Origin of the sequence: Pseudomonas sp. CH235 (genome assembly GCF_004368175.1) — a bacterium.
In the GTDB taxonomy this organism is placed as follows: Bacteria; Pseudomonadota; Gammaproteobacteria; order Pseudomonadales; family Pseudomonadaceae; genus Aquipseudomonas; species Aquipseudomonas paraglycinae.
Map to the genome: position 1 here is coordinate 55,385 of NZ_RRZJ01000020.1, position 23,432 is coordinate 78,816.

General features: G+C 60.6%; 22 protein-coding genes. 18 read left to right on the forward strand and 4 right to left on the reverse strand.

What is annotated here, in order from left to right; genetic code table 11:
* Positions 1-23 precede the first annotated feature (23 nt).
* Positions 24-1,322, forward strand: coding sequence for an amino-acid N-acetyltransferase (argA, locus tag EIY71_RS19685; protein WP_007951778.1), 1,299 nt, complete (start codon positions 24-26; stop codon positions 1,320-1,322).
* An 82-nt stretch (positions 1,323-1,404) separates the two neighbouring features.
* On the opposite strand, the gene tauA is transcribed toward argA, so the two are convergent.
* A complete protein-coding gene (gene tauA, locus EIY71_RS19690) occupies positions 1,405-2,394 on the reverse strand; it encodes a taurine ABC transporter substrate-binding protein (protein WP_129972267.1) in 990 nt (329 codons plus the stop codon).
* 364 nt (positions 2,395-2,758) lie between these two features.
* Between tauA and EIY71_RS19695 the strand changes: the two genes are divergently transcribed.
* The 8 genes from EIY71_RS19695 (at position 2,759) to EIY71_RS19730 (ending at position 10,167) form a co-directional block, all read left to right on the forward strand.
* The gene (locus EIY71_RS19695; RefSeq protein WP_085746735.1) at positions 2,759-4,114 is read left to right on the forward strand and encodes an OprD family porin; all 1,356 of its coding nucleotides are present in this window, start codon (positions 2,759-2,761) and stop codon (positions 4,112-4,114) included.
* Positions 4,115-4,409: 295 nt separating this feature from the next.
* Entirely contained in the window at positions 4,410-5,048 is a 639-nt protein-coding gene (locus tag EIY71_RS19700; RefSeq protein ID WP_016772650.1) for a peroxiredoxin, read from the forward strand.
* A gap of 363 nt (positions 5,049-5,411) precedes the next feature.
* Positions 5,412-6,005 carry an NADPH-dependent FMN reductase gene (ssuE, locus tag EIY71_RS19705; protein ID WP_011336454.1) on the forward strand — a complete coding sequence of 198 codons (594 nt, stop codon included), beginning with the start codon at positions 5,412-5,414 and terminating at the stop codon, positions 6,003-6,005.
* A 90-nt stretch (positions 6,006-6,095) separates the two neighbouring features.
* Positions 6,096-7,076, forward strand: a complete 981-nt coding sequence (locus EIY71_RS19710) for a sulfonate ABC transporter substrate-binding protein (protein ID WP_134022799.1) — start codon at positions 6,096-6,098, stop codon at positions 7,074-7,076.
* Positions 7,077-7,101: 25 nt separating this feature from the next.
* Positions 7,102-8,250 carry an FMNH2-dependent alkanesulfonate monooxygenase gene (ssuD, locus tag EIY71_RS19715; protein ID WP_011336452.1) on the forward strand — a complete coding sequence of 383 codons (1,149 nt, stop codon included), beginning with the start codon at positions 7,102-7,104 and terminating at the stop codon, positions 8,248-8,250.
* A gap of 9 nt (positions 8,251-8,259) precedes the next feature.
* Positions 8,260-9,042, forward strand: coding sequence for an aliphatic sulfonate ABC transporter permease SsuC (gene ssuC / locus EIY71_RS19720; RefSeq protein ID WP_011336451.1), 783 nt, complete (start codon positions 8,260-8,262; stop codon positions 9,040-9,042).
* Positions 9,039-9,845 carry an aliphatic sulfonates ABC transporter ATP-binding protein gene (gene ssuB, locus EIY71_RS19725; RefSeq protein WP_102685820.1) on the forward strand — a complete coding sequence of 269 codons (807 nt, stop codon included), beginning with the start codon at positions 9,039-9,041 and terminating at the stop codon, positions 9,843-9,845. Before ssuC ends, ssuB begins: the two co-directional genes overlap by 4 nt.
* A gap of 106 nt (positions 9,846-9,951) precedes the next feature.
* Positions 9,952-10,167 carry a molybdopterin-binding protein gene (locus tag EIY71_RS19730; protein WP_007953520.1) on the forward strand — a complete coding sequence of 72 codons (216 nt, stop codon included), beginning with the start codon at positions 9,952-9,954 and terminating at the stop codon, positions 10,165-10,167.
* A 70-nt stretch (positions 10,168-10,237) separates the two neighbouring features.
* On the opposite strand, the gene EIY71_RS19735 is transcribed toward EIY71_RS19730, so the two are convergent.
* Both EIY71_RS19735 and EIY71_RS19740 read right to left on the reverse strand, forming a co-directional pair.
* Complete coding sequence (locus EIY71_RS19735; protein ID WP_085746732.1) at positions 10,238-10,870, reverse strand: TetR/AcrR family transcriptional regulator; 633 nt, start codon at positions 10,868-10,870, stop codon at positions 10,238-10,240.
* 227 nt (positions 10,871-11,097) lie between these two features.
* On the reverse strand, positions 11,098-12,474 hold the full coding sequence (locus EIY71_RS19740) for a glutamine synthetase family protein (RefSeq protein WP_011336449.1): 1,377 nt from the start codon (positions 12,472-12,474) through the stop codon (positions 11,098-11,100).
* A gap of 278 nt (positions 12,475-12,752) precedes the next feature.
* Here EIY71_RS19740 and EIY71_RS19745 point away from each other — a divergent pair, with 278 nt between their 5' ends.
* The 8 genes from EIY71_RS19745 to EIY71_RS19780 all read left to right on the forward strand — a co-directional run bounded on the left by EIY71_RS19745 (position 12,753) and on the right by EIY71_RS19780 (position 21,573).
* Positions 12,753-13,109, forward strand: coding sequence for a gamma-glutamyl-gamma-aminobutyrate hydrolase family protein (locus tag EIY71_RS19745; RefSeq protein ID WP_129972266.1), 357 nt, complete (start codon positions 12,753-12,755; stop codon positions 13,107-13,109).
* A gap of 94 nt (positions 13,110-13,203) precedes the next feature.
* Positions 13,204-14,562, forward strand: a complete 1,359-nt coding sequence (locus EIY71_RS19750; RefSeq protein WP_011336448.1) for a glutamine synthetase family protein — start codon at positions 13,204-13,206, stop codon at positions 14,560-14,562.
* A 56-nt stretch (positions 14,563-14,618) separates the two neighbouring features.
* The gene (locus tag EIY71_RS19755) at positions 14,619-15,983 is read left to right on the forward strand and encodes an aspartate aminotransferase family protein (protein ID WP_039765388.1); all 1,365 of its coding nucleotides are present in this window, start codon (positions 14,619-14,621) and stop codon (positions 15,981-15,983) included.
* 172 nt (positions 15,984-16,155) lie between these two features.
* Positions 16,156-17,268 (forward strand): polyamine ABC transporter substrate-binding protein, encoded by a 1,113-nt coding sequence (locus EIY71_RS19760; RefSeq protein WP_085746731.1) that lies wholly within the window; start codon positions 16,156-16,158, stop codon positions 17,266-17,268.
* A 187-nt stretch (positions 17,269-17,455) separates the two neighbouring features.
* Positions 17,456-18,553: a polyamine ABC transporter substrate-binding protein gene (locus EIY71_RS19765; protein ID WP_102685818.1), complete on the forward strand. Its 1,098-nt coding sequence runs from the start codon at positions 17,456-17,458 to the stop codon at positions 18,551-18,553.
* Between the two features lie 73 nt (positions 18,554-18,626).
* Positions 18,627-19,769, forward strand: a complete 1,143-nt coding sequence (locus EIY71_RS19770; protein ID WP_007953506.1) for an ABC transporter ATP-binding protein — start codon at positions 18,627-18,629, stop codon at positions 19,767-19,769.
* Positions 19,770-19,804: 35 nt separating this feature from the next.
* A complete protein-coding gene (locus EIY71_RS19775; protein WP_170844921.1) occupies positions 19,805-20,686 on the forward strand; it encodes an ABC transporter permease subunit in 882 nt (293 codons plus the stop codon).
* Complete coding sequence (locus tag EIY71_RS19780) at positions 20,683-21,573, forward strand: ABC transporter permease subunit (protein ID WP_007953503.1); 891 nt, start codon at positions 20,683-20,685, stop codon at positions 21,571-21,573. The genes EIY71_RS19775 and EIY71_RS19780 overlap by 4 nt, the downstream gene beginning before the upstream one ends.
* Positions 21,574-21,630: 57 nt before the next feature.
* Here EIY71_RS19780 and EIY71_RS19785 read toward each other — a convergent pair whose 3' ends face one another.
* Positions 21,631-22,272, reverse strand: coding sequence for an HD domain-containing protein (locus EIY71_RS19785; RefSeq protein WP_134022801.1), 642 nt, complete (start codon positions 22,270-22,272; stop codon positions 21,631-21,633).
* 190 nt (positions 22,273-22,462) lie between these two features.
* Here EIY71_RS19785 and EIY71_RS19790 point away from each other — a divergent pair, with 190 nt between their 5' ends.
* Positions 22,463-23,428, forward strand: a complete 966-nt coding sequence (locus EIY71_RS19790) for a GlxA family transcriptional regulator (RefSeq protein ID WP_134022803.1) — start codon at positions 22,463-22,465, stop codon at positions 23,426-23,428.
* Positions 23,429-23,432: the final 4 nt, after the last annotated feature.

Genomic DNA, 23,432 nt, shown 5'->3' on the forward strand with positions numbered 1-23,432 from the left:
CTATTTATTACAGGCCCAGGTTCATGCCCGAATACGTCAATTGGCTTCGCCACGCGTCTCCTTATATCAATGCTCACCGCGATTGCACCTTCGTTGTCATGCTTCCGGGCGACGGCGTGGAGCATCCGAATTTCGGCAACATCGTCCATGACATCGTGCTGCTGCACAGCCTCGGCGTGCGGCTGGTACTGGTTCATGGTTCCCGTCCGCAGATTGAAACCCGTCTTGCCGCCCGCGGCCTGACCCCGCATTACCACCACGGCATGCGCATCACCGATGCCGCGACGCTGGAGTGCGTGATCGATGCGGTCGGCCAGTTGCGCATCGCCATCGAAGCGCGGCTGTCGATGGACATGGCCTCGTCGCCGATGCAGGGCTCGCGTCTGCGGGTGGCCAGCGGCAACCTCGTGACGGCCCGGCCGATCGGTGTGCTGGAAGGTGTCGACTATCACCACACCGGCGAAGTGCGCCGGGTCGACCGCAAAGGCATCAACCGTCTGCTCGACGAGCGCTCCATCGTGCTGCTGTCGCCGCTGGGTTATTCGCCTACCGGCGAGATCTTCAACCTCGCCTGCGAAGACGTCGCCACCCGCGCCGCCATCGATCTGGGCGCCGACAAGCTGCTGCTGTTCGGCGCCGACCTCGGTCTGATCGACGAAAACGGCAAACTGGTGCGCGAACTGCGTCCGCAACAGGTGCCGGCACATCTGCAGCGTCTGGGCAGCAACTATCAGGCGGAACTGCTGGATGCCGCCGCCGAAGCCTGTCGTGGCGGCGTGGCGCGCAGCCATATCGTCAGTTATGCCGAGGATGGTGCGCTGCTGACTGAACTGTTCACCCGTGACGGTGGCGGTACGCTGGTGGCCCAAGAGCAATTCGAACTGGTGCGCGAGGCGGCGATCGAAGACGTCGGCGGTTTGCTCGATCTGATCAGCCCGCTGGAAGAGCAGGGCATTCTGGTGCGTCGCTCGCGCGAAGTGCTGGAACGCGAAATCGAGCAGTTCAGCGTGGTCGAGCGTGAAGGGATGATCATCGCCTGTGCGGCGCTGTATCAGATTGCCGATTCGGATGCCGGCGAGCTGGCGTGCCTGGCGGTGAATCCCGAGTATCGCCATGGCGGTCGCGGCGACGAATTGCTCGAACGCATCGAGACCCGTGCCCGGGCGCAGGGTTTGAAGACTCTGTTCGTCCTCACCACCCGCACTGCCCACTGGTTCCGCGAGCGCGGTTTCGAACCGAGCAGCGTCGAGCGCCTGCCGGCAGCTCGGGCTTCTCTTTATAACTATCAGCGCAATTCGAAGATCTTCGAAAAGTCTCTGTGATGTGACGCCCTCATCGCGAGCAGGGCCGCTCCCACAAAGGTTCACTGAGCCTGTGAGGGAGCGAGCTTGCTCGCGATAGCGTTTATTCGGCTACAAACTTCGCACTGACATACGGCGAGTAGTCAGGCAGAACACTTTCGACCTTGCCCTGTTCCTTCAAGAATTTCGCCGTCTCACCAATCGCCCTCGCCGTGCCGCCGTCCAGCAGCGCCGTGGTCTGTTGTGCCTTGGCGTCCGGGAATGCCGAACCCGCGAGCAATTCCGGAACGTCGGCAGCATTGGCACCGGTCAGTTTGGCGATTTTCTGTACAGGTACGGAATCGGCCGTCCAGCTGTCTTTATGGGCGGCGTAATCGGCGAACGAGTCCAGAGTCACCTTGGCGAACTTGGCCACGACCTCAGGATGCTTCTCGGCAAAGTCCTTGCGCGCGACCCAGACTTCGAAGGTCGGCGCGCCCCACTGGCCGACCTGCGCGGCATCCGTCAGGGTCTTGCCGGTCTTGCGGATTTCACCCAGCGCCGGCGACCAGACAAAGGCACCGTCGATGTCGCCACGCTTCCAGGCCGCCGCGATTTCTGCGGGTTGCAGGTTCACCACTTTGACTTTCGAGGTGTCCAGGCCCCAGTGCTTGAGCGCACCGAGCAGGCTGTAGTGGGAGGTGGAAACGAACGGGGTGGCGATGGTCTTGCCGATCAGGTCTTCGGGCTTGTTGATACCGCTGCCGTTACGCACCACCAGTGCTTCGGCGGCATTGATCTGCGCCGAGACGATAAAGGCCACGATCGGCAGATTGCGCGAAGCAGCGGCCGCCAGCGGGCTGGAGCCGAGGTTGCCGATCTGCACATCGCCGGAGGCGATGGCTGTCACAACTTCCGGGCCGCTGTTGAACCGACGCCAGTCGATTTTCTCGCCGATGGCCTTCTCGTACACGCCGTCGGCCTGGGGGACTTTGCTCGGGTCAATACCGGTCTGGTAGCCGACGGTGAGGTTGGCGGCATGGGCTGAAAAAGAAATCAGCGCCGACACACAAACTGTAACAAATTGACTAGATAGTGCGCGTTTGGCCATCATGGCGTCGCCTTTTCGATAGGGTTTGACGAATCGGGGTCGCGTCAAAGCTAATCGATCTAAAAAAAGGCTAACAAATACCATTTAGTAATGAGCTTAGTCGCCGATACGCTGTATCCGGTAAGGATGGCAAATGGCTGGCCATATAGCTGAAAGGTATCAAAAAGAATTAATAAATTCTTTTTGGGTTTATCAGGAAGTCTTTACCCTGCAGGGACCAAATCACTGCGATTAGACCTTGGTCGTAGACATACAAGGTTACGATTGACTTGTCAGTCACGGTCTGGCGCTAATCGCGCATCTTAGGATCCAGGGGCATCAGACCCCGGACCAGGAACACAAGAATTAGAAACGAGAGGAGCGAAACATGAACAAGTCCACCTTGGCCCTGGCCGTGGCCGTAGGGGTTTTGGCGCAGCAGGCAGGCGCCGCCGGTTTCATCGAAGACAGCAAGGCCACCTTGGGGCTGCGTAACTTCTACATCAACACTGACAACCGTAGCGGCACTGCCGAACCAAGCCGCAACGAAGAGTGGGGCCAAGGCTTCGATCTGCGTTTCATCTCCGGCTACACCCAAGGCACCGTAGGCTTCGGTATCGACGCCATCGGCCTGCTGGGCGTACGTCTGGATTCGGGCGGCGGCACCAACGGCAACGTTGCTGCTAACGGTAATCCTGGCACCGCTTACGGCGGCACTGTTTTCCCAAGCGAATCCAATGGTCAAGCGGTTGATAACTTCTCCAGCCTGGGCCTGACTGCCAAAGCCAAGATTTCCCAGACTGAACTGAAGCTGGGTACCCTGCAGCCGAAGAACCCGGTCATCGTGACCAACGACGGTCGCTTGCTGCCACAAACCTGGCAGGGTGGCCAGATCACTTCCGGCGAAATCAAGGACCTGACCCTGGTCGGTGGTCAGATCGAGCACGCGAAGGGTCGTAACTCCAGCAACAATGAGCAGCTGTCTATCAACGGCGCGGCACCGCGTACCGTTAACAGCAACAAGTTCATTTACGCCGGTGGTGACTACAAGATCACCAAAGACCTGACTGCCCAGTACTACTACGGCAACCTGGAAGATTTCTACAAGCAACACTTCCTGGGTCTGGTCCACAACTGGGCAATCGGCCCGGGCGTATTGAAGTCTGACTTCCGTTACTTCAACAGCTCTGACGACGGCCGCAACGGCAACACGCCTGCTTACTTCAGCAGCGGTAACTACTCCGGTGTTGCCAGCGGTCGCGGTAAAGTCGACAACAACCTCTACAGCGGTCTGTTCCTGTACACCGTTGAAGGTCACACTTTCGGTGGCGGCTACCAGGTTTCCAACGGCAGCAGCGACTTCCCTTGGCTGAACCAGGGCGACGGTTCGTCTAACTACACCATCACCGACATGCAGATCCAGAAGTTCGGCCGTGCCGGCGAACGTACCTGGCAAGCTCGCTACTCGTATGACTTCGCCAAGGTTGGCGTACCGGGCCTGACCGCCGGTATGGTTTACCTGCGTGGCGATAACATCGACACCGTAACTTCCACCGGTCGTGAAAACGGCAATGGCGACACCGAGTGGGAACGCGACCTGACCATCGGTTACGTCGTGCCGGAAGGCCCGCTGAAGAACGTCGGCTTCATGTGGAAAAACGCTACCTGGCGTACCAACATCGCCGGTGTTCGCGACCAGGACGAAAACCGCCTGATCCTCAGCTACTCGATCCCGCTGCTGTAATAACGCGCTCAGGTAACTGACGAAAAAAAGCCCCGTCCGGCATCGCGCCGGACGGGGCTTTTGCGTTTTCGGGTCCGGCTCACCCCCGTAAGCCTTTCCCGATGTTTCCCTCTTTACAGCAACTCAAGGCCTTCTCGAACCTTGAGGGCGATGTTCGTCGCGATGCTGCGGGACGTCCAGTGAACAGATGTTTAATATTCAATAAAGATATAAATATCTAGTTATTTATTCTTTTTAAGAAGATCGAATCCCGAGCTACAGTTGAGGTCTCCAACCACTCATCAGGAGCCGCACCATGAGCCTCAGACTTGGCGATATCGCCCCCGATTTCGAACAGGATTCCAGCGCCGGCAAGATTCGTTTCCACGAATGGCTGGGCGATAGCTGGGGCGTGCTGTTTTCCCACCCGGCGGACTTCACCCCGGTCTGCACCACCGAGCTGGGCTTCACTGCCAAGCTCAAGGACGAGTTCAGCAAGCGCGGCGTGAAAGCCATTGCCCTGTCGGTCGACCCGGTGGACTCGCACCACAAGTGGATCGAGGACATCAACGAAACCCAGAACACCATCGTCAACTTCCCGATCCTGGCCGATGCCGATCGCAAGGTGTCCGATCTGTACGATCTGATCCACCCGAACGCCAACGACACCCTGACCGTGCGTTCGCTGTTCGTGATCGATCCGAACAAGAAGATCCGCCTGACCATCACCTACCCGGCGAGCACCGGGCGCAACTTCCACGAGATCCTGCGGGTGATCGATTCGCTGCAGCTCACCGACAACTACAAGGTGGCCACCCCGGCCAACTGGCAGGACGGTGAAGAAGTGGTGATCGTGCCGTCGCTCAAGGACGAAGACGAAATCAAGCAGCGCTTTCCGAAGGGCTATCGCGCGGTGAAACCGTACCTGCGCCTCACACCACAGCCGAACAAGTGATCTGACCGGGCGCATCTCGTTGCAGATCGTTCCCACGCTCCGCGTGGGAATGCCGCCCGTGACGCTCTGCGTCACAGTGGCCGCGGAGCGTCCATGGATTCATTCCCACGCAGACGGTTCGACGCCTCGACGTGGGAACGATCATCAGTGTCGGAGAGCGATCAGTACCAACCACGATGCAGGGTTTCAGGCCGCTTTGACGGCCTGTTTTTTTGCCGCAAGAAAATGAAATGCATATCTCCATAAAGAATAACCAAATGAATAAATATGATTTATGGATATATGAATCAACTGGTAAGGTCACTGACATCGAAGCGAGATCGCAACCCGCGAATCGCCTGTAACGCGCAAGGAATCGTCTGAATGCTGGTCGTCTCACTCGGTGGCAGTCCCAGTCAACGTTCCCGCTCCGGGGTGTTGCTGGAGCGCTCGCAACGCTGGTTGCAGCAGCAAGGGGTGGAAGTGGTGAGTTATCAGGTGCGGGACTTCCCGGCCGAAGACCTGCTCCACGCCCGCTTCGACAGCCCGAAGGTGCTCGACCTGCTGCAACAGATTGAAAACGCCGATGGCCTGCTGATCGCCACGCCGGTGTACAAGGCGTCGTTTTCCGGCGCCCTGAAGACCGTGCTGGATCTGCTGCCCGAGCGTGCGCTGAACCACAAGATCGTTTTGCCGATGGCCACCGGCGGCAGCATCGCCCACATGCTGGTGGTCGATTACGCCCTCAAGCCTGTGCTGTCGGCGTTGAAGGCCCAGGAAATGCTGCAAGGAATTTTTGCCGAGGACAGCCAGATCGCCTACGGCGAAGGCAGTGCCCAGGCGCAGTTGGCGCCGGCGCTGGAGCAGCGGTTGCATGAAGCGCTGGACCAGTTTGTCAGCGCCATGGCCCGCCGGCCGAAGCCGCTGGAGCCGGGGCTGTTGAATGAACGTTTGTTGAGTGCTCGCTGGAGCATTTGAAGCTTCACCCGCATTTGAAGTACTCACCTTACTCAGCCGCCAACGGCCAAGCAGGTGCAGCCAAAACCCAACAGCAAAAAGGAGAGCGCTATGCGCACTGTATTTTTGCGTCGTGGTCTGGTCGCTCTGTTTGCTGCGGCTGTGTTCTTCGGCGCCATCACTCAAGCTCAAGCCGAAACCCTGCGTATCGGTTATCAGAAGTACGGCACACTGGTGCTGCTCAAAGCCAAAGGCACGCTGGAAAAACGCCTCGCCGCCCAAGGCGTCGACGTGCAATGGACTGAATTCCCCGGCGGCCCGCAACTGCTCGAAGGCCTGAACGTCGGCTCGATCGACTTCGGTGTCACCGGCGAAACCCCGCCGGTCTTCGCCCAGGCGGCCGGTGCGGATCTGCTCTACGTGGCCTACGAGCCGCCAGCGCCGAACAGCGAAGCGATCCTCGTGCCGAAAGATTCGCCGATCAAATCGGTGGCGGATCTCAAGGGCAAGAAAGTCGCCCTGAACAAAGGCTCCAACGTCCACTACCTGCTGGTGCGTGCGCTGGAAGACGCCGGCCTCAAGTACACCGACATTCAAACCGTATTCCTGCCGCCGGCCGATGCCCGCGCCGCGTTCGAACGTGGCAGCGTCGACGCCTGGGTCATCTGGGACCCGTACCAGGCCGCCGCCGAAAAACAGCTGCAAGCGCACACCCTGCGTGACGGCAAAGGCATCGTCGACAACCACCAGTTCTACCTGGCGACCAAACCCTACGCACAGAAAAATCCCGAGGTGATCAAGACCCTCGTGGAAGAAGTGCGCGCCGTAGGCGAATGGTCCAAGGCCAACCCGGAAGACGTGACCCAACAGGTGTCGCCGCTGCTCGGCCTGCCGGCAGACATCACCCTGACCTCGGTGAAACGCCAGGGCTACGGCGCGCTGTTCCTGACCCCGGAAGTGGTCGCCGCACAACAGAAAATCGCCGACACCTTCTACCAGCTCAAGTTGATTCCCAAGCCGTTGAGCATCAAGGACGTGATCTGGACCCCACCGGCCGCTGTGGCCCAAAGCTCGGTCACCCAAGCCCAGTAAATCGAATCCCCAAGGAGACCACTCCATGAGCCTCAACATCTTCTGGTTCCTGCCTACCCACGGCGACGGCCATTACCTTGGCACCGCCGAAGGCGCCCGCGCCGTCGACCACGGCTATCTGCAACAGGTCGCGCAAGCGGCGGATCGACTGGGTTTTGGCGGCGTGCTGATTCCCACCGGCCGCTCCTGCGAGGACTCGTGGCTGGTGGCGGCATCGCTGATCCCGGTGACCCAGCGTCTGAAATTCCTTGTCGCCCTGCGGCCCGGGATCATTTCCCCGACGGTGGCGGCGCGTCAGGCGGCAACGCTGGATCGTCTGTCCGGCGGTCGTGCGCTGTTCAACCTAGTGACCGGTGGCGATCCGGAAGAGTTGGCCGGCGACGGTCTGTTCCTCGATCACGAAGCGCGCTATCAGGCCTCGGTGGAATTCACCCGGATCTGGCGCCGGGTGCTGGAAGGCGAAACCGTGGATTACGACGGCGAGCACATCAGCGTCAAGGGCGCCAAATTGCTCTATCCGCCGATCCAGCAACCGCGTCCGCCGCTGTATTTCGGTGGTTCGTCGGAAGCGGCGCAGGATCTGGCCGCCGAGCAAGTGGAAATGGTTCTGACCTGGGGCGAGCCGCCCGCAGCCGTTGCCGAGAAGATCGAACAGGTGCGCGCCAAAGCCGCCAAGCTCGGCCGCACCGTGCGCTTCGGCATTCGTCTGCATGTGATCGTGCGGGAAACCAACGCCGAAGCCTGGCAAGCGGCGGATCGCCTGATTTCGCATCTGGACGACGACACCATCAAACGTGCCCAGGCTTCGCTGGCGCGGTTCGATTCGGTCGGCCAGCAACGCATGGCCGCGCTGCACGGTGGCAGCCGCGACAACCTCGAAGTCAGCCCGAACCTGTGGGCCGGCGTCGGTCTGGTGCGCGGCGGTGCCGGGACGGCGTTGGTCGGCGACGGCCCGACCGTAGCTGCACGGGTGAAGGAATACGCGGATCTGGGCATCGATACCTTCATCTTCTCCGGTTATCCACACCTCGAAGAATCGTATCGGGTGGCTGAACTGCTGTTCCCGCACCTCGACGTCGAGCGTCCGGAACTGCCGAAAAGCGCCGGTTACGTCAGCCCGTTCGGCGAGATGGTGGCCAACGACATTCTTCCCAAAGCCGCGTCCCAGAGCTGAGGCGCCGCCATGAAGAAATTTATCCACAGCCTCGCGCCCTGGGCGTTGCCGGTGTTGTTGCTGGCGGTGTGGCAGTTGTCGGTGTCGGCGGGTTGGTTGTCGACGCGGATTCTGCCGGCGCCGGTGGCGGTGATCGAAGCCGGCGTGAGCCTGGTGCGCAGCGGCGAAATCTGGACGCACCTGGCGATCAGCGGCTGGCGCGCCGCGCTGGGCTTCACCATCGGTGGCAGCATCGGTCTGGTGCTGGGCTTCATCACCGGCCTGTCGAAGTGGGGCGAACGCCTGCTCGACAGCTCGGTGCAGATGATCCGCAACGTGCCGCACCTGGCGCTGATTCCGCTGGTGATCCTGTGGTTCGGCATCGATGAGTCGGCGAAGATTTTCCTGGTGGCATTGGGCACGCTGTTCCCGATCTACCTCAACACCTATCACGGCATCCGCAACGTCGACCCGGCGTTGGTTGAGATGGCGCGTAGTTATGGCCTGTCCGGTTTCAGCCTGTTCTGGCAGGTGATTCTGCCGGGTGCGTTGCCTTCGATTCTGGTCGGCGTGCGTTTCGCTCTGGGCTTCATGTGGCTGACCCTGATCGTGGCGGAAACCATCTCTGCCAGCTCCGGCATCGGTTACCTGGCGATGAACGCCCGCGAGTTCCTGCAGACCGACGTGGTGGTGCTGGCGATTCTGCTGTACGCGGTGCTCGGCAAGCTGGCCGACCTCGCGGCCCGTGGCCTTGAGCGTGTGTGGCTGCGCTGGCATCCGGCGTATCAAGTGGCGAAAGGAGGTGCGGCATGACCGCTCAACAACCTCCACGCCTGCTGCGCGGGATTCCGCTGGCGGTGCGCAACCTGCAAAAGACCTTCGGCTCGCGGCAAGTGCTGCGTGACATCGATCTGCACATTCCGGCGGGGCAATTCGTCGCTGTGGTCGGGCGCAGCGGATGCGGCAAAAGTACTTTGCTGCGCCTGCTCGCCGGTCTCGATCAACCCACCGGCGGCGATTTGCTGGCCGGGGCTGCACCGCTTAGCGATGCGCGGGATGACACCCGGTTGATGTTCCAGGAAGCACGGCTGCTGCCGTGGAAAAAGATCATCGACAACGTCGGTCTCGGCCTCAAGGGCGACTGGCGCCCGCAAGCTTTGCAGGCGCTGGATGCGGTCGGTCTGGCCGATCGCGCCAATGAATGGCCGGCGGCGCTGTCCGGCGGGCAGAAGCAGCGTGTGGCGCTGGCCCGGGCGCTGATCCATCAACCGCGTCTGTTGCTGCTCGACGAGCCGCTGGGCGCGCTGGATGCGCTGACCCGGATCGAGATGCAGCAACTGATCGAGCGTCTCTGGCAACAGCATGGTTTCACCGTGCTGCTGGTGACCCACGACGTCAGCGAAGCGGTGGCGATTGCCGACCGGGTGATTCTGATCGAGGACGGCGAAGTCGGCCTCGACCTGCAAGTGGAGCTGCCGCGCCCTCGGGTGCGTGGCTCCCATCGCCTGGCGGCGCTGGAAACCGAAGTGCTCAACCGTGTGTTGTCCCTGCCCGGCGAACCGCCGGCGCCGGAACCCGTTTCACCCTTGCCTACGCAACTGCGTTGGGCGCAATGAAGCAGCTGCGAGCTTCAAGCCTCAAGCCGCAAGCGAAAGCAGATCGCTTTTACTTGCAGCTTGTAGCTTGCCGCTTGCCGCTCATTTCGATCCTAGGAGAAATGCCATGACTATCAAAGCCATCAACGTACGCAACCAGTTCAAAGGCGCGATCAAGGAGATCGTTCTCGGCGACGTGCTGTCGGAAATCGACGTGCAGACCGCTTCCGGCATCGTCACGTCGGTGATCACCACCCGTTCGGTCAAGGAGCTGGAACTGGAGGTCGGCAGCGAAGTGATCGCCTTCGTGAAATCCACCGAGGTGTCCATCGCCAAGTTGTAAGGGCGTGGGACAAAAACAACCCCGAAGGGTGTGAGCCCTTCGGGGTTTTTTGTGCCTGTCGCGTGCTGCGCTAGAGAACCCGCTTGGGCAGATAGGGCGGCAGATACAGCCCGATATAGGCATCGAACACCCGCATGCCTTCCTCGGCCATGCGCGGGGTGATCTGTCCGTGCTGCTGCACCGAACGGGCATAGACGCGGTCGCCCAGTTCCATGGCCAGCGCGAACACGTCGACGTCATCCGGCAGTCGCGGCAGTTCGAAGTGATGGTCGAACAGCTTGTGCATCAGGTCGCCGAGTTCGAGGTCGTGCTGGCGGTCGGCCTGAGTGACTTCGGTGAGGCCGTGCTGCGCGAGGATCAGCTGGCGGGCGGCGGCATCCTCGCCGTAGATCTCCAGCATCCGCTCCTCGACCAGCCGCGACAGGTCACGCCAGTCGCGCAGGGCATCGTGATCGATCGGCGCTTGCAGGCAGGCGCGGAAGGCTGCGTGTACATCGGCCGTCAGGGCTTCGAGCAGCGCCGGGACGCTGGCGAAGAAGTGGTAGACCGAGGAGGGCGGAATCTGTGCGCGCTCGGCAACGCTGTAGATCGACAGGCTCGCCACGCCCTCGGCGGCCAGCAGCGTGCGCGCGGCGTCGAGTATCGAATCGATCCGTGCCTGACTGCGGGCACGGGGTTTGCGGACGGGGGCGGGACGCGTCATGAAAGTCTCCTGCGGGGCAGCGGGCATTGTACGAGCCGGCTCTTGCGTTGTCTTGTCGGCCGCCATCGCTGGCAAGCCAGCTCCCACAGGTATCTGTGTCGAACACAAGATTTGAGTACACAACAGAACCCTGTGGGAGCTGGCTTGCCAGCGATCCGCCGCAGGCGGCCATAAAAAAACGCTGCGGGCTGATGAAGCCGGCAGCGCTTTTTATTCCTGCAATCCGCTTAAACGGTGTGCAGGTACCAGTTGTACTCGAGGTCGGAGATGGAGTGTTCGAACTCCTCCAGCTCGCTCTCTTTGCAGGCGACGAAGATATCGATGTATTTCGGATCGATGTACTTGGCCATCACTTCGCTGTCGTCCAGCTCGCGCAGGGCATCGCGCAGGTTGTTCGGCAGGCTCTGCTCGTTCTGCTCGTAGCTGTTGCCTTCGGTCGGAGCCGGTGGCTCGATCTTGTTGGTCAGGCCGTGGTGCACGCCCGCCAGGACCGAAGCCATCAGCAGGTACGGGTTGGCGTCGGCGCCGGCAACGCGGTGTTCCAGGCGGACCGCGTCGGCGGAGCCGGTCGGTACGCGCAGGGCCACGGTGCGGTTGTCCAGGCCCCAGCTCGGCGAGTTCGGCACGTAGAACTGTGCGCCGAAACGACGGTAGGAGTTGACGTTCGGGCAGAGGAAAGCCATCTGCGCGGGCAGGGTCTCGAGCACACCGCCGATCGCGTGACGCAGCGCGGCGTTCTGCTCGGGATCCTCGCTGGCAAAAATGTTTTTGCCTTCTTTGTCGAGAACCGAAATGTGGACGTGCAGACCGTTGCCTGCCTGGCCCGGGTACGGCTTGGCCATGAAGGTGGTGTCCATTTCATGGTCGTAGGCGATGTTCTTGATCAGACGCTTGAGCAGGACCGCGTAGTCGCATGCCTTGATCGGGTCGGCGACGTGGTGCAGGTTCACTTCGAACTGCGCCGGGGCACTTTCCTTGACGATGGCGTCGGCCGGGATGCCTTGCTCTTTGGCGCCTTCCAGAATGTCCTGGAGGCAGTCGACGTATTCGTCGAGGTCGTCGATCAGGTAGACCTGGGTCGAATGCGGGCGTTTGCCGGAGATCGGCGAGCGTGGCGGCTGAGGGCGGCCGTTCACGTTTTCCTGGTCGATCAGGTAGAACTCGAGTTCGAATGCGGCGCAGATGGTCAAGCCCAGCTCGTCAAACTTTGCAACAACTTGACGGAGCACTTCGCGCGGGTCGGCGAAGAAAGGGTCACCTTCGAGTTCGTGCATGGTCATCAACAGTTGCGCGGTCGGGCGCTTCTGCCATGGCTCGTTGCACAGGGTATCGGGGATTGGATAGCAGATACGGTCGGCGTCGCCGATGTCCAGGCCCAGGCCGGTGCTTTCCACCGTGGAGCCATTGATATCCAGAGCAAATAGAGAGGCCGGCAGGTTGATGCCTTTCTCGTAAACCTTGTGGAGGCTGGTGCGTTCGATGCGCTTGCCGCGCACCACACCATTCATATCCGCAATCAGAAGGTCAACGTACAGAACCTCAGGATGTTCCTTAAGGAACGCGTTCGCTTCGTTAAGCTGAACGGCACGCGGGGGTACCGACATGATGCAACACCTTTGTTGTTAAAAATATCAATCATTGATCTTTTCTGGTTTCAGTCAACCCGAACGGCCTGCCGAAGTCAAGCGAGGCCTTTTCTGCCCTGAAAAAGCGCCACGAGGGCATTTATGGGGCACTTTGGGGCATTTTTTTATCCGTGAAGGACGCGCCACCCGCAGGCTTGAGCAGGCCGTGTTGTATTTTTTACGGGGGTGTTGTGTAAAAAAATGAACAAGGCTAAGCTCGGATCAAACCCATAACAGCAATAATACCGGGGTGCTTCATGTCTCGCCTGCCGTTAATCGGCGTCACCGACTGCTCTTTGCAGTCCGGTCTGCATGCTTATCACATCAGTGGCGACACGTCCGTCCGCAGCGCGGCCAGCAAGGCCTGCAACGTGCCAGCGATCTCCCAGCCCATGGCAGATCGAGCGCCAGCGTCCGATATTCTGGACGTGTGCGAGGGCATCCTCTTTAGCGGTTCTCCTTTCAATATAGATCTCTTTCCTGCTCCCGGCCTGCACCGCGTCCGTCGCCGTGCCCGTGATTCTGCACGCCCGGGATGTGCACAGGAAATGCAACGCCAGCGTAAAGGGCAGGTAAGCTCCTCCTTCATTGTCTATGCGCGGTGCCGGGCGTAAGCCGGCACTGCGCGCAAGCAAGGCCCTTTAACGCGACGCCTGGTGCGTCAAACATTGCCTGACATCTGTCAGGAGACTCAGCCCAGAGGCATTTATGAGTAACAACCTCGACCAGCTCACCGATTGGTTGAAAGACCACAAGATCACAGAAGTCGAATGCATGATCGGCGACTTGACCGGCATCACCCGGGGCAAGATCTCGCCGACCAACAAGTTCATCGCCGAAAAAGGCATGCGCCTGCCAGAGAGCGTTCTGTTGCAGACCGTGACCGGCGACTACGTCGAAGACGACATCTATTACGAACTGCTCGACCCGGCCGACATCGACATGATCTGCCGTCCCGACCAGAACGCCGTGTACCTGGTGCCATGGGCCATCGAGCCGACCGCCCAGGTGATCCACGACACCTACGACAAGCAAGGCAACCCGATCGAGCTGTCGCCGCGCAACGTCCTCAAGAAAGTCCTGAAACTCTATGCCGACAAGGGCTGGCAGCCGATCGTGGCGCCGGAAATGGAGTTCTACCTGACCAAGCGCAGCGACGACCCTGACTATCCGTTGCAGCCGCCGGTCGGCCGTTCCGGGCGTCCGGAGATCGGTCGCCAGTCGTTCTCCATCGAAGCGGCGAACGAATTCGATCCGCTGTTCGAAGACGTCTACGACTGGTGCGAATTGCAGGAGCTGGACCTCGACACGCTGATCCATGAGGACGGCACGGCGCAGATGGAAATCAACTTCCGTCACGGCGATGCCCTGTCCCTGGCCGACCAGATTCTGGTGTTCAAGCGCACCATGCGCGAGGCCGCCCTCAAGCACAACGTGGCCGCGACCTTCATGGCCAAGCCGATGACCGGCGAGCCGGGCAGTGCGATGCACCTGCACCAGAGCATCATCGACATCGAGACTGGCAAGAACGTGTTCTCCAATGACGACGGGACCATGAGCCAGCTGTTCCTGCACCACATCGGTGGCCTGCAGAAACTGATCCCTGAGTTGTTGCCGCTGTTCGCACCGAACGTCAACTCGTTCCGCCGCTTCCTGCCGGATACCTCGGCACCGGTGAACGTTGAGTGGGGCGAAGAAAACCGCACCGTGGGCCTGCGCGTCCCGGATGCCGGCCCGCAGAACCGTCGGGTGGAAAACCGTTTGCCGGGCGCCGACGCCAACCCGTACCTGGCGATTGCCGCGAGCCTGCTCTGCGGCTACATCGGCATGGTCGAAGGCATCAACCCGAGCGCACCGGTTGTGGGCCGTGGCTACGAGCGCCGCAACCTGCGCCTGCCGCTGACCATCGAGGACGCGCTGGAGCGCATGGAAAACAGCGCGACCATCGAGAAATACCTGGGCAAGACCTTCATCACCGGCTACGTCGCGGTGAAGCGGGCCGAGCATGAAAACTTCAAGCGCGTGATCAGTTCCTGGGAGCGTGAGTACCTGCTCTTCGCCGTCTGATACGCCGGGCGCGGTGGCCAGCCGCCGCGCCTTCACCGATAACAAGGAGAATTGGCATGACCAGCAACAACCCGCAAACCCGTGAGTGGCAAGCCCTCAGCAGCGATCACCACCTGGCCCCGTTCAGCGACTTCAAGCAGCTGAAAGAAAAGGGTCCACGGATCATCACCAACGCCAAGGGCGTGTACCTGTGGGACAGCGAGGGCAACAAGATCCTCGACGGCATGGCGGGTCTGTGGTGTGTGGCGATCGGTTATGGACGCGATGAGCTGGCGGATGCTGCCGCCAAACAGATGCGCGAACTGCCTTACTACAACCTGTTCTTCCAGACCGCGCACCCGCCGGCGCTGGAACTGGCCAAGGCCATCGCCGACGTGGCGCCGGAAGGCATGAACCACGTGTTCTTCACCGGCTCCGGTTCCGAAGGCAACGACACCATGCTGCGTATGGTTCGCCACTACTGGGCGATCAAGGGCCAGCCGAACAAGAAAGTCATCATCAGCCGCAAGAACGGCTACCACGGTTCCACCGTGGCCGGCGCGAGCCTGGGCGGCATGACCTACATGCATGAACAGGGCGACCTGCCGATTCCGGGCATCGTCCACATCGCGCAGCCGTACTGGTTCGCCGAAGGCGGCGACATGACCCCGGAAGAGTTCGGGATCTGGGCGGCCAATCAGCTGGAAGAAAAGATCCTGGAAGTCGGCGTCGACAACGTCGGTGCCTTTATTGCCGAGCCGATCCAGGGCGCCGGCGGCGTGATCATTCCGCCAGACACCTACTGGCCGCGCATCAAGGAAATCCTCGCCAAGTACGACATCCTGTTCGTGGCCGATGAAGTGATCTGCGGTTTCGGCCGTACCGGTGAATGGTTTGGCAGCGATTTCTACGACCTCAAGCCACACATGATGACGATCGCCAAAGGCCTGACGTCGGGCTACATCCCGATGGGTGGCCTGATCGTGCGCGACGAAGTGGTGGCGGTGCTCAACGAGGGTGGCGACTTCAACCACGGCTTTACCTACTCCGGTCACCCGGTAGCGGCGGCAGTAGGTCTGGAAAACATCCGGATTCTGCGCGAAGAGAAAATCATCGAACGCGCCCATGAAGAAACGGCACCGTATTTGCAGAAACGTCTGCGCGAACTGAACGATCACCCGTTGGTGGGTGAAGTGCGCGGAGTCGGTCTGCTGGGGGCCATCGAGCTGGTGCAGGACAAGGCCACTCGCAAGCGTTACGAAGGCAAGGGTGTGGGCATGATCTGCCGCCAGTTCTGCTTCGACAACGGGCTGATCATGCGCGCCGTGGGCGACACCATGATCATCGCGCCGCCGCTGGTGATCAGCAAGGCGGAGATCGACGAGCTGGTGACAAAGGCACGCAAGTGCCTGGACCTGACCCTGAGTGCGTTGCAGGGCTAAGTGCTAGGCTCTGAGCGATGGAGCTGTTGCGCTGTCGCTCGGAGCTGTCAGAAAGGCTGGTCTTTTCTTGAAAGACCGCCTCGGATCTTGCCAGACTAGCCGCGGTTCCAGTTGTCCGGGTTCGGCCGCTGAACAAAGTGGTTCAAAAAAGAAAAATTTGGAGCATTAACGCATGAAGGCATTAGGCAAAAAGCTCGCTGGCAAGACTCTGCTCGCCATGTCCCTGATGGGCGTGATGGCGGGTGCGGTTCAGGCGGACGACAAGGTGTTGCACGTTTACAACTGGTCCGACTACATCGCGCCGGACACGGTTGCCAATTTCGAAAAAGAGACGGGCATCAAGGTCGTCTATGACGTTTTCGACAGCAACGAAACCCTGGAAGCCAAGCTGCTGGCCGGCAAATCCGGTTACGACATCGTGGTGCCTTCCAACAACTTCCTGGCCAAACAGATCAAGGCCGGCGTTTATCAGGAACTGGACAAGTCCAAGCTGACGAACTGGAAGAACCTCGACGAAGACCTGCTCAAGGCCGTTGGCGACGCCAGCGACCCGGGCAACAAGCACGCGTTCCCGTACATGTGGGGTTCGATCGGCATCGGCTACAACCCGGCCAAGGTCAAGGCTGCACTGGGCATCGACAAGATCGATTCCTGGGACATCGTGTTCAAGCCTGAAAACATCGAGAAGCTGAAAAGCTGCGGTGTGAGCTTCCTCGACGCGCCGACCGAAATGATTCCCGCGGCTCTGCACTATCTGGGCAAGCCGACCAACAGCAAGGACAAGGCTGACCTGAAAGCCGCCGAAGACCTGTTCCTCAAGATCCGTCCTTCGGTGGCTTACTTCCACTCCTCGAAGTACATCTCGGACCTGGCCAACGGCAACATCTGCGTGGCGGTCGGCTACTCGGGTGACCTGGAACAATCCAAGACCCGCGCCAAGGAAGCCGGTGACAAGGTCAAACTGGCCTACACCATTCCGAAAGAAGGTGCCGGTACTTTCTACGACATGGTCGCCATTCCCAAGGATGCCGAAAACGTCGAAGCCGCCTACAAGTTCATGAACTACCTGCTCGAGCCGAAAGTGATGGCCGAAATCACCAACGCCGTGCGTTTCCCGAACGGCAACAAGGCGGCCACCGCCCTGGTGGACAAGGAAATCACCAGCGATCCGAGCATCTACCCTTCGGCTGAAGTGAAGAAGCAGCTCTATGCGATCAGCGATCTGGACGCACCTACCCTGCGCCTGATCACTCGCAGCTGGACCAAGATCAAATCCGGTAAATAAGCCGGTTTGAAGCAGTCACCGCTGGCCGTCGCCTTCATCTGGGCGGTCAGTGGTGCAATTAAATGACAGAAAGTTTTGCTGGAACGGTTTTTCGAAGGTAAGTTGCGCGCCGGTTTTGTTGCCGGGCAACCGTGACTGTCATGCAGCACGGGGCAACTTGGGCCCAACTAAATTAGAGGACCTCCACTTGCCTATTTTTTCTTCTTTGCGCAATGCCCTGCTGGCCGCTGCCGGCCTGACGTTCGCTGTCGGTGCCCAAGCCGCCGGTACTGTGCATATTTATAACTGGTCGGATTACATCGGCGAGACCACCCTGGCCGATTTCCAGAAAGACACCGGGATCAAACCGGTCTACGACGTGTTCGACTCCAACGAAACCCTGGAAGGCAAACTGCTCGCCGGGCGTACCGGTTACGACGTGGTCGTGCCGTCGAACCACTTCCTCGGCAAGCAGATCAAGGCGGGCGCGTTCCAGAAGCTCGACAAGGCGCAACTGCCGAACTATTCCAACCTCGATCCGGTGCTGCTCAAGCGCCTGGAACAGAACGATCCGGGCAACCTGTACGCCGTACCGTACCTGTGGGGCACCAACGGCATCGGCTACAACGTCGACAAAGTGAAAGCCGTGCTCGGCGTCGACAAGATCGACTCCTGGAGCGTGCTGTTCGAGCCGGAGAACATCAAGAAGCTGCACAGCTGCGGCGTGGCGTTCCTCGATTCGGCCGATGAAATGATGCCGACCGTGCTCAACTACATGGGCCTGAACGCCAACAGCACCAATCCCAAGGATTACGAGAAGGCCACGGCCAAACTGCTGGCGGTGCGTCCGTACGTAACCTACTTCCACTCCTCGAAATACATCGGCGATCTGGCCAACGGCGACATCTGCGTGGCCATCGGTTTCTCCGGCGACATCTTCCAGGCCAAGAATCGCGCCGAAGAAGCCAAGAAGGGCGTGAACATCGCCTACTCGATCCCGAAAGAGGGCGGCGCGCTGTGGTTCGACATGCTGGCGATTCCGAAGGATTCGGCCAACGTCAAAGAGGCCCACGCCTTCATCAACTATTTGCTGAAACCTGAGGTGATCGCCCAGGTCAGTGATTACGTCGGTTACGCCAACCCCAACCCGGGTTCGGACAAGCTGATGGAGCAGTCCATCCGCACCGACGAGTCGGTTTATCCACCGCAGGCCGTGCTCGACAAGACCTATGTGTCGATCGAGTTGCCGCCGAACATTCAGCGTTTGATGACCCGCAGCTGGACCAAGGTCAAGTCGGGTAAATAGCTTCAACGTACAAACTATCCTGGGTTCGTCTTGCGTGGGCGAACTGCACTCTTTTTTTCTGGGAGTTTTGTAAATGGCAGTTGCCTCCGGCGCCTATAAGAAAGCCCTCGAGGGCGACCAGACACCGAAACAGGTGCTGGTCAAAATCGACCGGGTCACGAAGAAGTTCGACGAGACGGTTGCCGTGGACGATGTGTCCCTGGAAATCAAGAAGGGCGAGATCTTCGCCCTGCTCGGCGGTTCGGGATCGGGCAAATCCACTCTGTTGCGGATGCTGGCAGGGTTTGAACGGCCCACGGAGGGGCGCATTTTCCTCGACGGCGTCGACATCACCGACATGCCGCCGTACGAGCGACCGATCAACATGATGTTCCAGTCCTACGCCCTGTTCCCGCACATGACCGTGGCGCAGAACATCGCGTTCGGCCTGCAACAGGACAAGATTCCCAAGGCCGAGATCGACGCCCGCGTGGCCGAGATGCTCAAGCTGGTGCAGATGAGCCAGTACGCCAAGCGCAAGCCGCACCAGTTGTCCGGCGGTCAGCGTCAGCGTGTGGCGCTGGCGCGTTCGCTGGCCAAGCGGCCGAAACTGCTGCTGCTCGACGAGCCGATGGGCGCACTGGACAAGAAACTGCGTTCGCAAATGCAGCTCGAGCTGGTTGAGATCATCGAGCGCGTGGGCGTGACCTGCGTGATGGTGACCCACGACCAGGAAGAGGCCATGACCATGGCCGAGCGCATCGCGATCATGCACCTGGGCTGGATCGCCCAGATCGGCAGCCCGATCGACATCTACGAAACCCCGACCAGCCGTCTGGTCTGCGAATTCATCGGTAACGTGAACATCTTCGAAGGCGAAGTGATCGACGATGCCGAAGGCCACGCGACCATCACCTGCAAGGACCTCGACCGGCAGATCTACGTCGGCCACGGCATCAGCACCTCGGTGCAGGACAAGTCCGTGACCTACGCGATCCGTCCGGAAAAACTGCTGGTCACCGCCGACCAGCCGACCTGCGAATACAACTGGTCGAGCGGCAAGGTGCATGACATCGCCTACCTCGGCGGTCACTCGGTGTTCTACGTCGAATTGCCGAGCGGCAAGCTGGTGCAGTCGTTCGTGGCCAACGCCGAACGCCGTGGCGCACGTCCGACCTGGGGCGATCAGGTTTACGTGTGGTGGGAAGACGACAGCGGCGTGGTACTTCGCTCATGAACATGCGCAAATTCAAACGCCGGCTCAATCGAATAATTCCCGGTGGCCGCCAGTTGGTCATCGGGGTTCCGTTCATCTGGCTGTTCCTGTTCTTCATGCTGCCGTTCTTCATCGTCCTGAAGATCAGCTTCGCCGAAGCGGATGTGGCCATCCCGCCGTACACCGAGATCTACACCTACGCCGAGCAGAAGCTGCAACTGCTGCTGAACCTGGGCAACTACGCGATGCTCGGCGACGACGAGCTGTACATCGCCGCCTACCTCGGCTCGCTGAAGATGGCATTTTTCAGCACGCTGCTGTGCCTGTTGATCGGTTACCCGATGGCCTACGCCATCGCCAGCGCCCGCAAAGAGCTGCAAACGGTGCTGGTGCTGCTGATCATGATGCCGACCTGGACCGCGATCCTGATCCGCGTCTATGCGTGGATGGGCATCCTCAGCAACAACGGCCTGCTCAACGGGTTCCTGATGAGCATGGGCTTGATCGACGAGCCGCTGCAGATCCTCAACACCAACCTCGCGGTGTACATCGGCGTCGTCTACTCGTACCTGCCGTTCATGATCCTGCCGCTGTACGCCAACCTGGTGAAGCACGACACCAGCCTGCTGGAGGCCGCTTCCGACCTCGGTTCGAGCACCTTCAACAGCTTCTGGAAAATCACCGTGCCGCTGTCCAAGAACGGCATCATCGCCGGCTGCATGCTGGTGTTCATCCCGGTGGTGGGCGAGTTCGTGATCCCGGAACTGCTCGGCGGTCCGGAAACCCTGATGATCGGTAAAGTGCTCTGGCAAGAGTTCTTCAACAACCGTGACTGGCCGGTGGCGTCCGCCCTGGCGGTGGTGATGCTGGCGATCCTGATCGTGCCGATCATCCTGTTCAACCGCAGTCAGGCCAAGGAAATGGAGGGTAAAGAATGAAGCGCTTCCGTTTCTCCAGCCTGATGCTGGTGCTCGGCCTGTTGTTCATCTATCTGCCGATGCTGATTCTGGTGATCTACTCGTTCAACGCCTCGAAACTGGTGACGGTGTGGGGCGGCTGGTCGGTGAAGTGGTACGTCGGCCTGCTCGACAACTCGCAACTGATGGGCTCGGTGGTGCGCTCGCTGGAAATCGCCTGCTACACCGCGATTGCCGCCGTGGCGCTGGGTACGCTGGCAGCCTTCGTGCTGACCCGCATCACCCGTTTCAAGGGCCGCACGCTGTTCGGCGGCCTGGTCACCGCGCCGCTGGTAATGCCTGAAGTGATTACCGGTCTGTCGCTGTTGCTGCTGTTCGTGGCGATGGCGCAGATGATCGGCTGGCCACAGGAGCGGGGCATCGTCACCATCTGGATCGCTCACACCACGTTCTGTGCGGCGTATGTGGCGGTGGTGGTGTCGGCGCGTCTGCGCGAGCTGGACCTGTCGATCGAAGAAGCGGCGATGGACCTCGGCGCGCGTCCGTGGAAGGTGTTCTTCCTGATCACCATCCCGATGATCGCGCCGTCGCTGGCAGCGGGCGGCATGATGTCGTTCGCGCTGTCGCTGGACGACCTGGTATTGGCGAGCTTCGTCTCCGGCCCGGGTTCGACGACCCTGCCGATGGAAGTGTTCTCGGCGGTGCGTCTGGGCGTGAAGCCTGAGATCAACGCCGTGGCCAGTCTGATTCTGCTGGCGGTGTCGCTGGTGACCTTCCTGGTCTGGTTCTTCAGCCGCCGTGCCGAAGAAGCTCGCAAGAAAGCGATTCAGCAGGCCATCGAAGAAGGCGCTGCGGATTCGTGGAAGCAACCGGACGTGCGCCGGGCGCCGACGCCGGAAGCGGCGTAAGCCTCCCGGTACAAAAAACCTCGCGACCGATAACGGTCGCGAGGTTTTTTATGCCCGTCAGGAAACCCAGGGCGACTGGCGAATCACTTCGATGAAGTTCATCGGCTTGAATCCCGGCGCTTGATCCTTCAACACATCGGTCTTCACATTGCCGAACGTAGTCTGCGGGCGATGACGCAAGCCATCGGCGAACGCGCAGATGATGCACTCCTTGAAACCTTCGCCCCGTGGATGCGCATGCACCACCGCCTCGCGCTGCACCGTGGTGAACGCCGCGTAGTCCATGCCCAGCACGTCCATCTCGACGCCTGCGGTCACCAGCGCCACGGTCGGACGCAGATGCTTCGGTATGCCCGGCGTGGTGTGCAGGGCGATCGACAGCCAGACCTGCTCGATGTCGTCGTCGCTCAGCCCATACGGTTTCAGAAACGCAGCGGCTGCGTTGGCGCCATCGACTTCGAAGCGCTCGTCATCGCTGCGGTGACCTTCGACCAGACCCAGGTCGTGGAACATCGCGCCGACGTACAGCAGCTCCGGATCGTAGGCCAGTTGCTGGCGCTCACCGCTCAACGCACCGAACAGAAACACCCGGCGCGAGTGGTGGTAAAGCAGGTCGGATTCGATGTCGCGGATGTACTCGGTGGTGGCCCGGGCGAGGGCGCTGTCGGGGATCTGGATACCGGCGATGGTCGTGGTCATGTTGAGCTTCCTCGTCGAAAACGCCGTTACGGCGCTGATGGGGAAATTCTGTTCCCGGGGGCAAAACCGGACAATCGATCCATGGCTGCGATCCTTGCCATTCCACCTGCAAATCGTGCCAGCTCGCTTCTGCGGCGAGGATTGGCTAGGGTTGGCGCTGATCCGCCATTCCCCGGGAGCCGAGATTGCCATGAACAGAACCGTCGCCATCGTGGTGTTCCCCGGCGTGCAGGCGCTGGACGTCAGCGGGCCCATGGATGTGTTCGCCGAGGCCAACCGCTTCCTGGCGCCGGAGGATCATTACCGGCTCGACGTGATCGGTGTCGAGCGCGGGTCGATGGCGTGTTCCAACGGGCTGACCCTGAGTGCTCACCAGTATTTCAGCGAAGCGCAGGAGGCTTATGACTTGCTGCTGGTGGCGGGTGGGCCGCAATTGCCGTTTCTGGATTTCGGCGAGACGTTTGATGCCTGGCTGTGTGAGGCCTGTGGGAGGGCGCGGCGATTCGGCTCGATCTGCAACGGCGCGTTCATGCTCGCCCGTGCAGGATTGCTGGACGGGCGTACGGTCACCACCCACTGGAACGACGCCGAAGCGCTGGCGCAGTTGTGCCCGTCGAGCCGGGTCGAGGCCGATCGGTTGTACGTCGAGGATGGCCAGCTCTACACCTCGGCGGGGGTGACGGCGGGGATCGATCTGTCGCTGTACCTGCTGGCGCGAGATTACGGGGCCGAGGTGGCGCTGAGCGTGGCCAAGCGGCTGGTGGTGTTCACCCAGCGCTCGGGCGGGCAGTCGCAGTTCAGCCCGTTCCTTACGTCTCATGCCGAACCGACGTCAGCGGTGGCGATGGTGCAGCTGTATGTGCTGGCCAATCTCACGGGCGACCTGACCATCGCCGATCTGGCGAACGCGGCGAACATGAGTGCGCGAAATTTCTCTCGGGTGTTTGCCCGCGAAGCGAAAGTCACCCCGGCGGAATTCGTCGAGCGGGCGCGGGTGGATGCGGCACGGGTGATGCTCGAAAGCACCAGGGCGCCGCTGAAGACGGTGGCGTATCAGTGCGGGTTTCGCGATGCGCAACATATGCGCAGCGTGTTCAACCGGCGGCTGGGGGTGACGCCGCAGCAGTTCCGGCTGAATTTTGCGGCGATGGTTTGAGCGG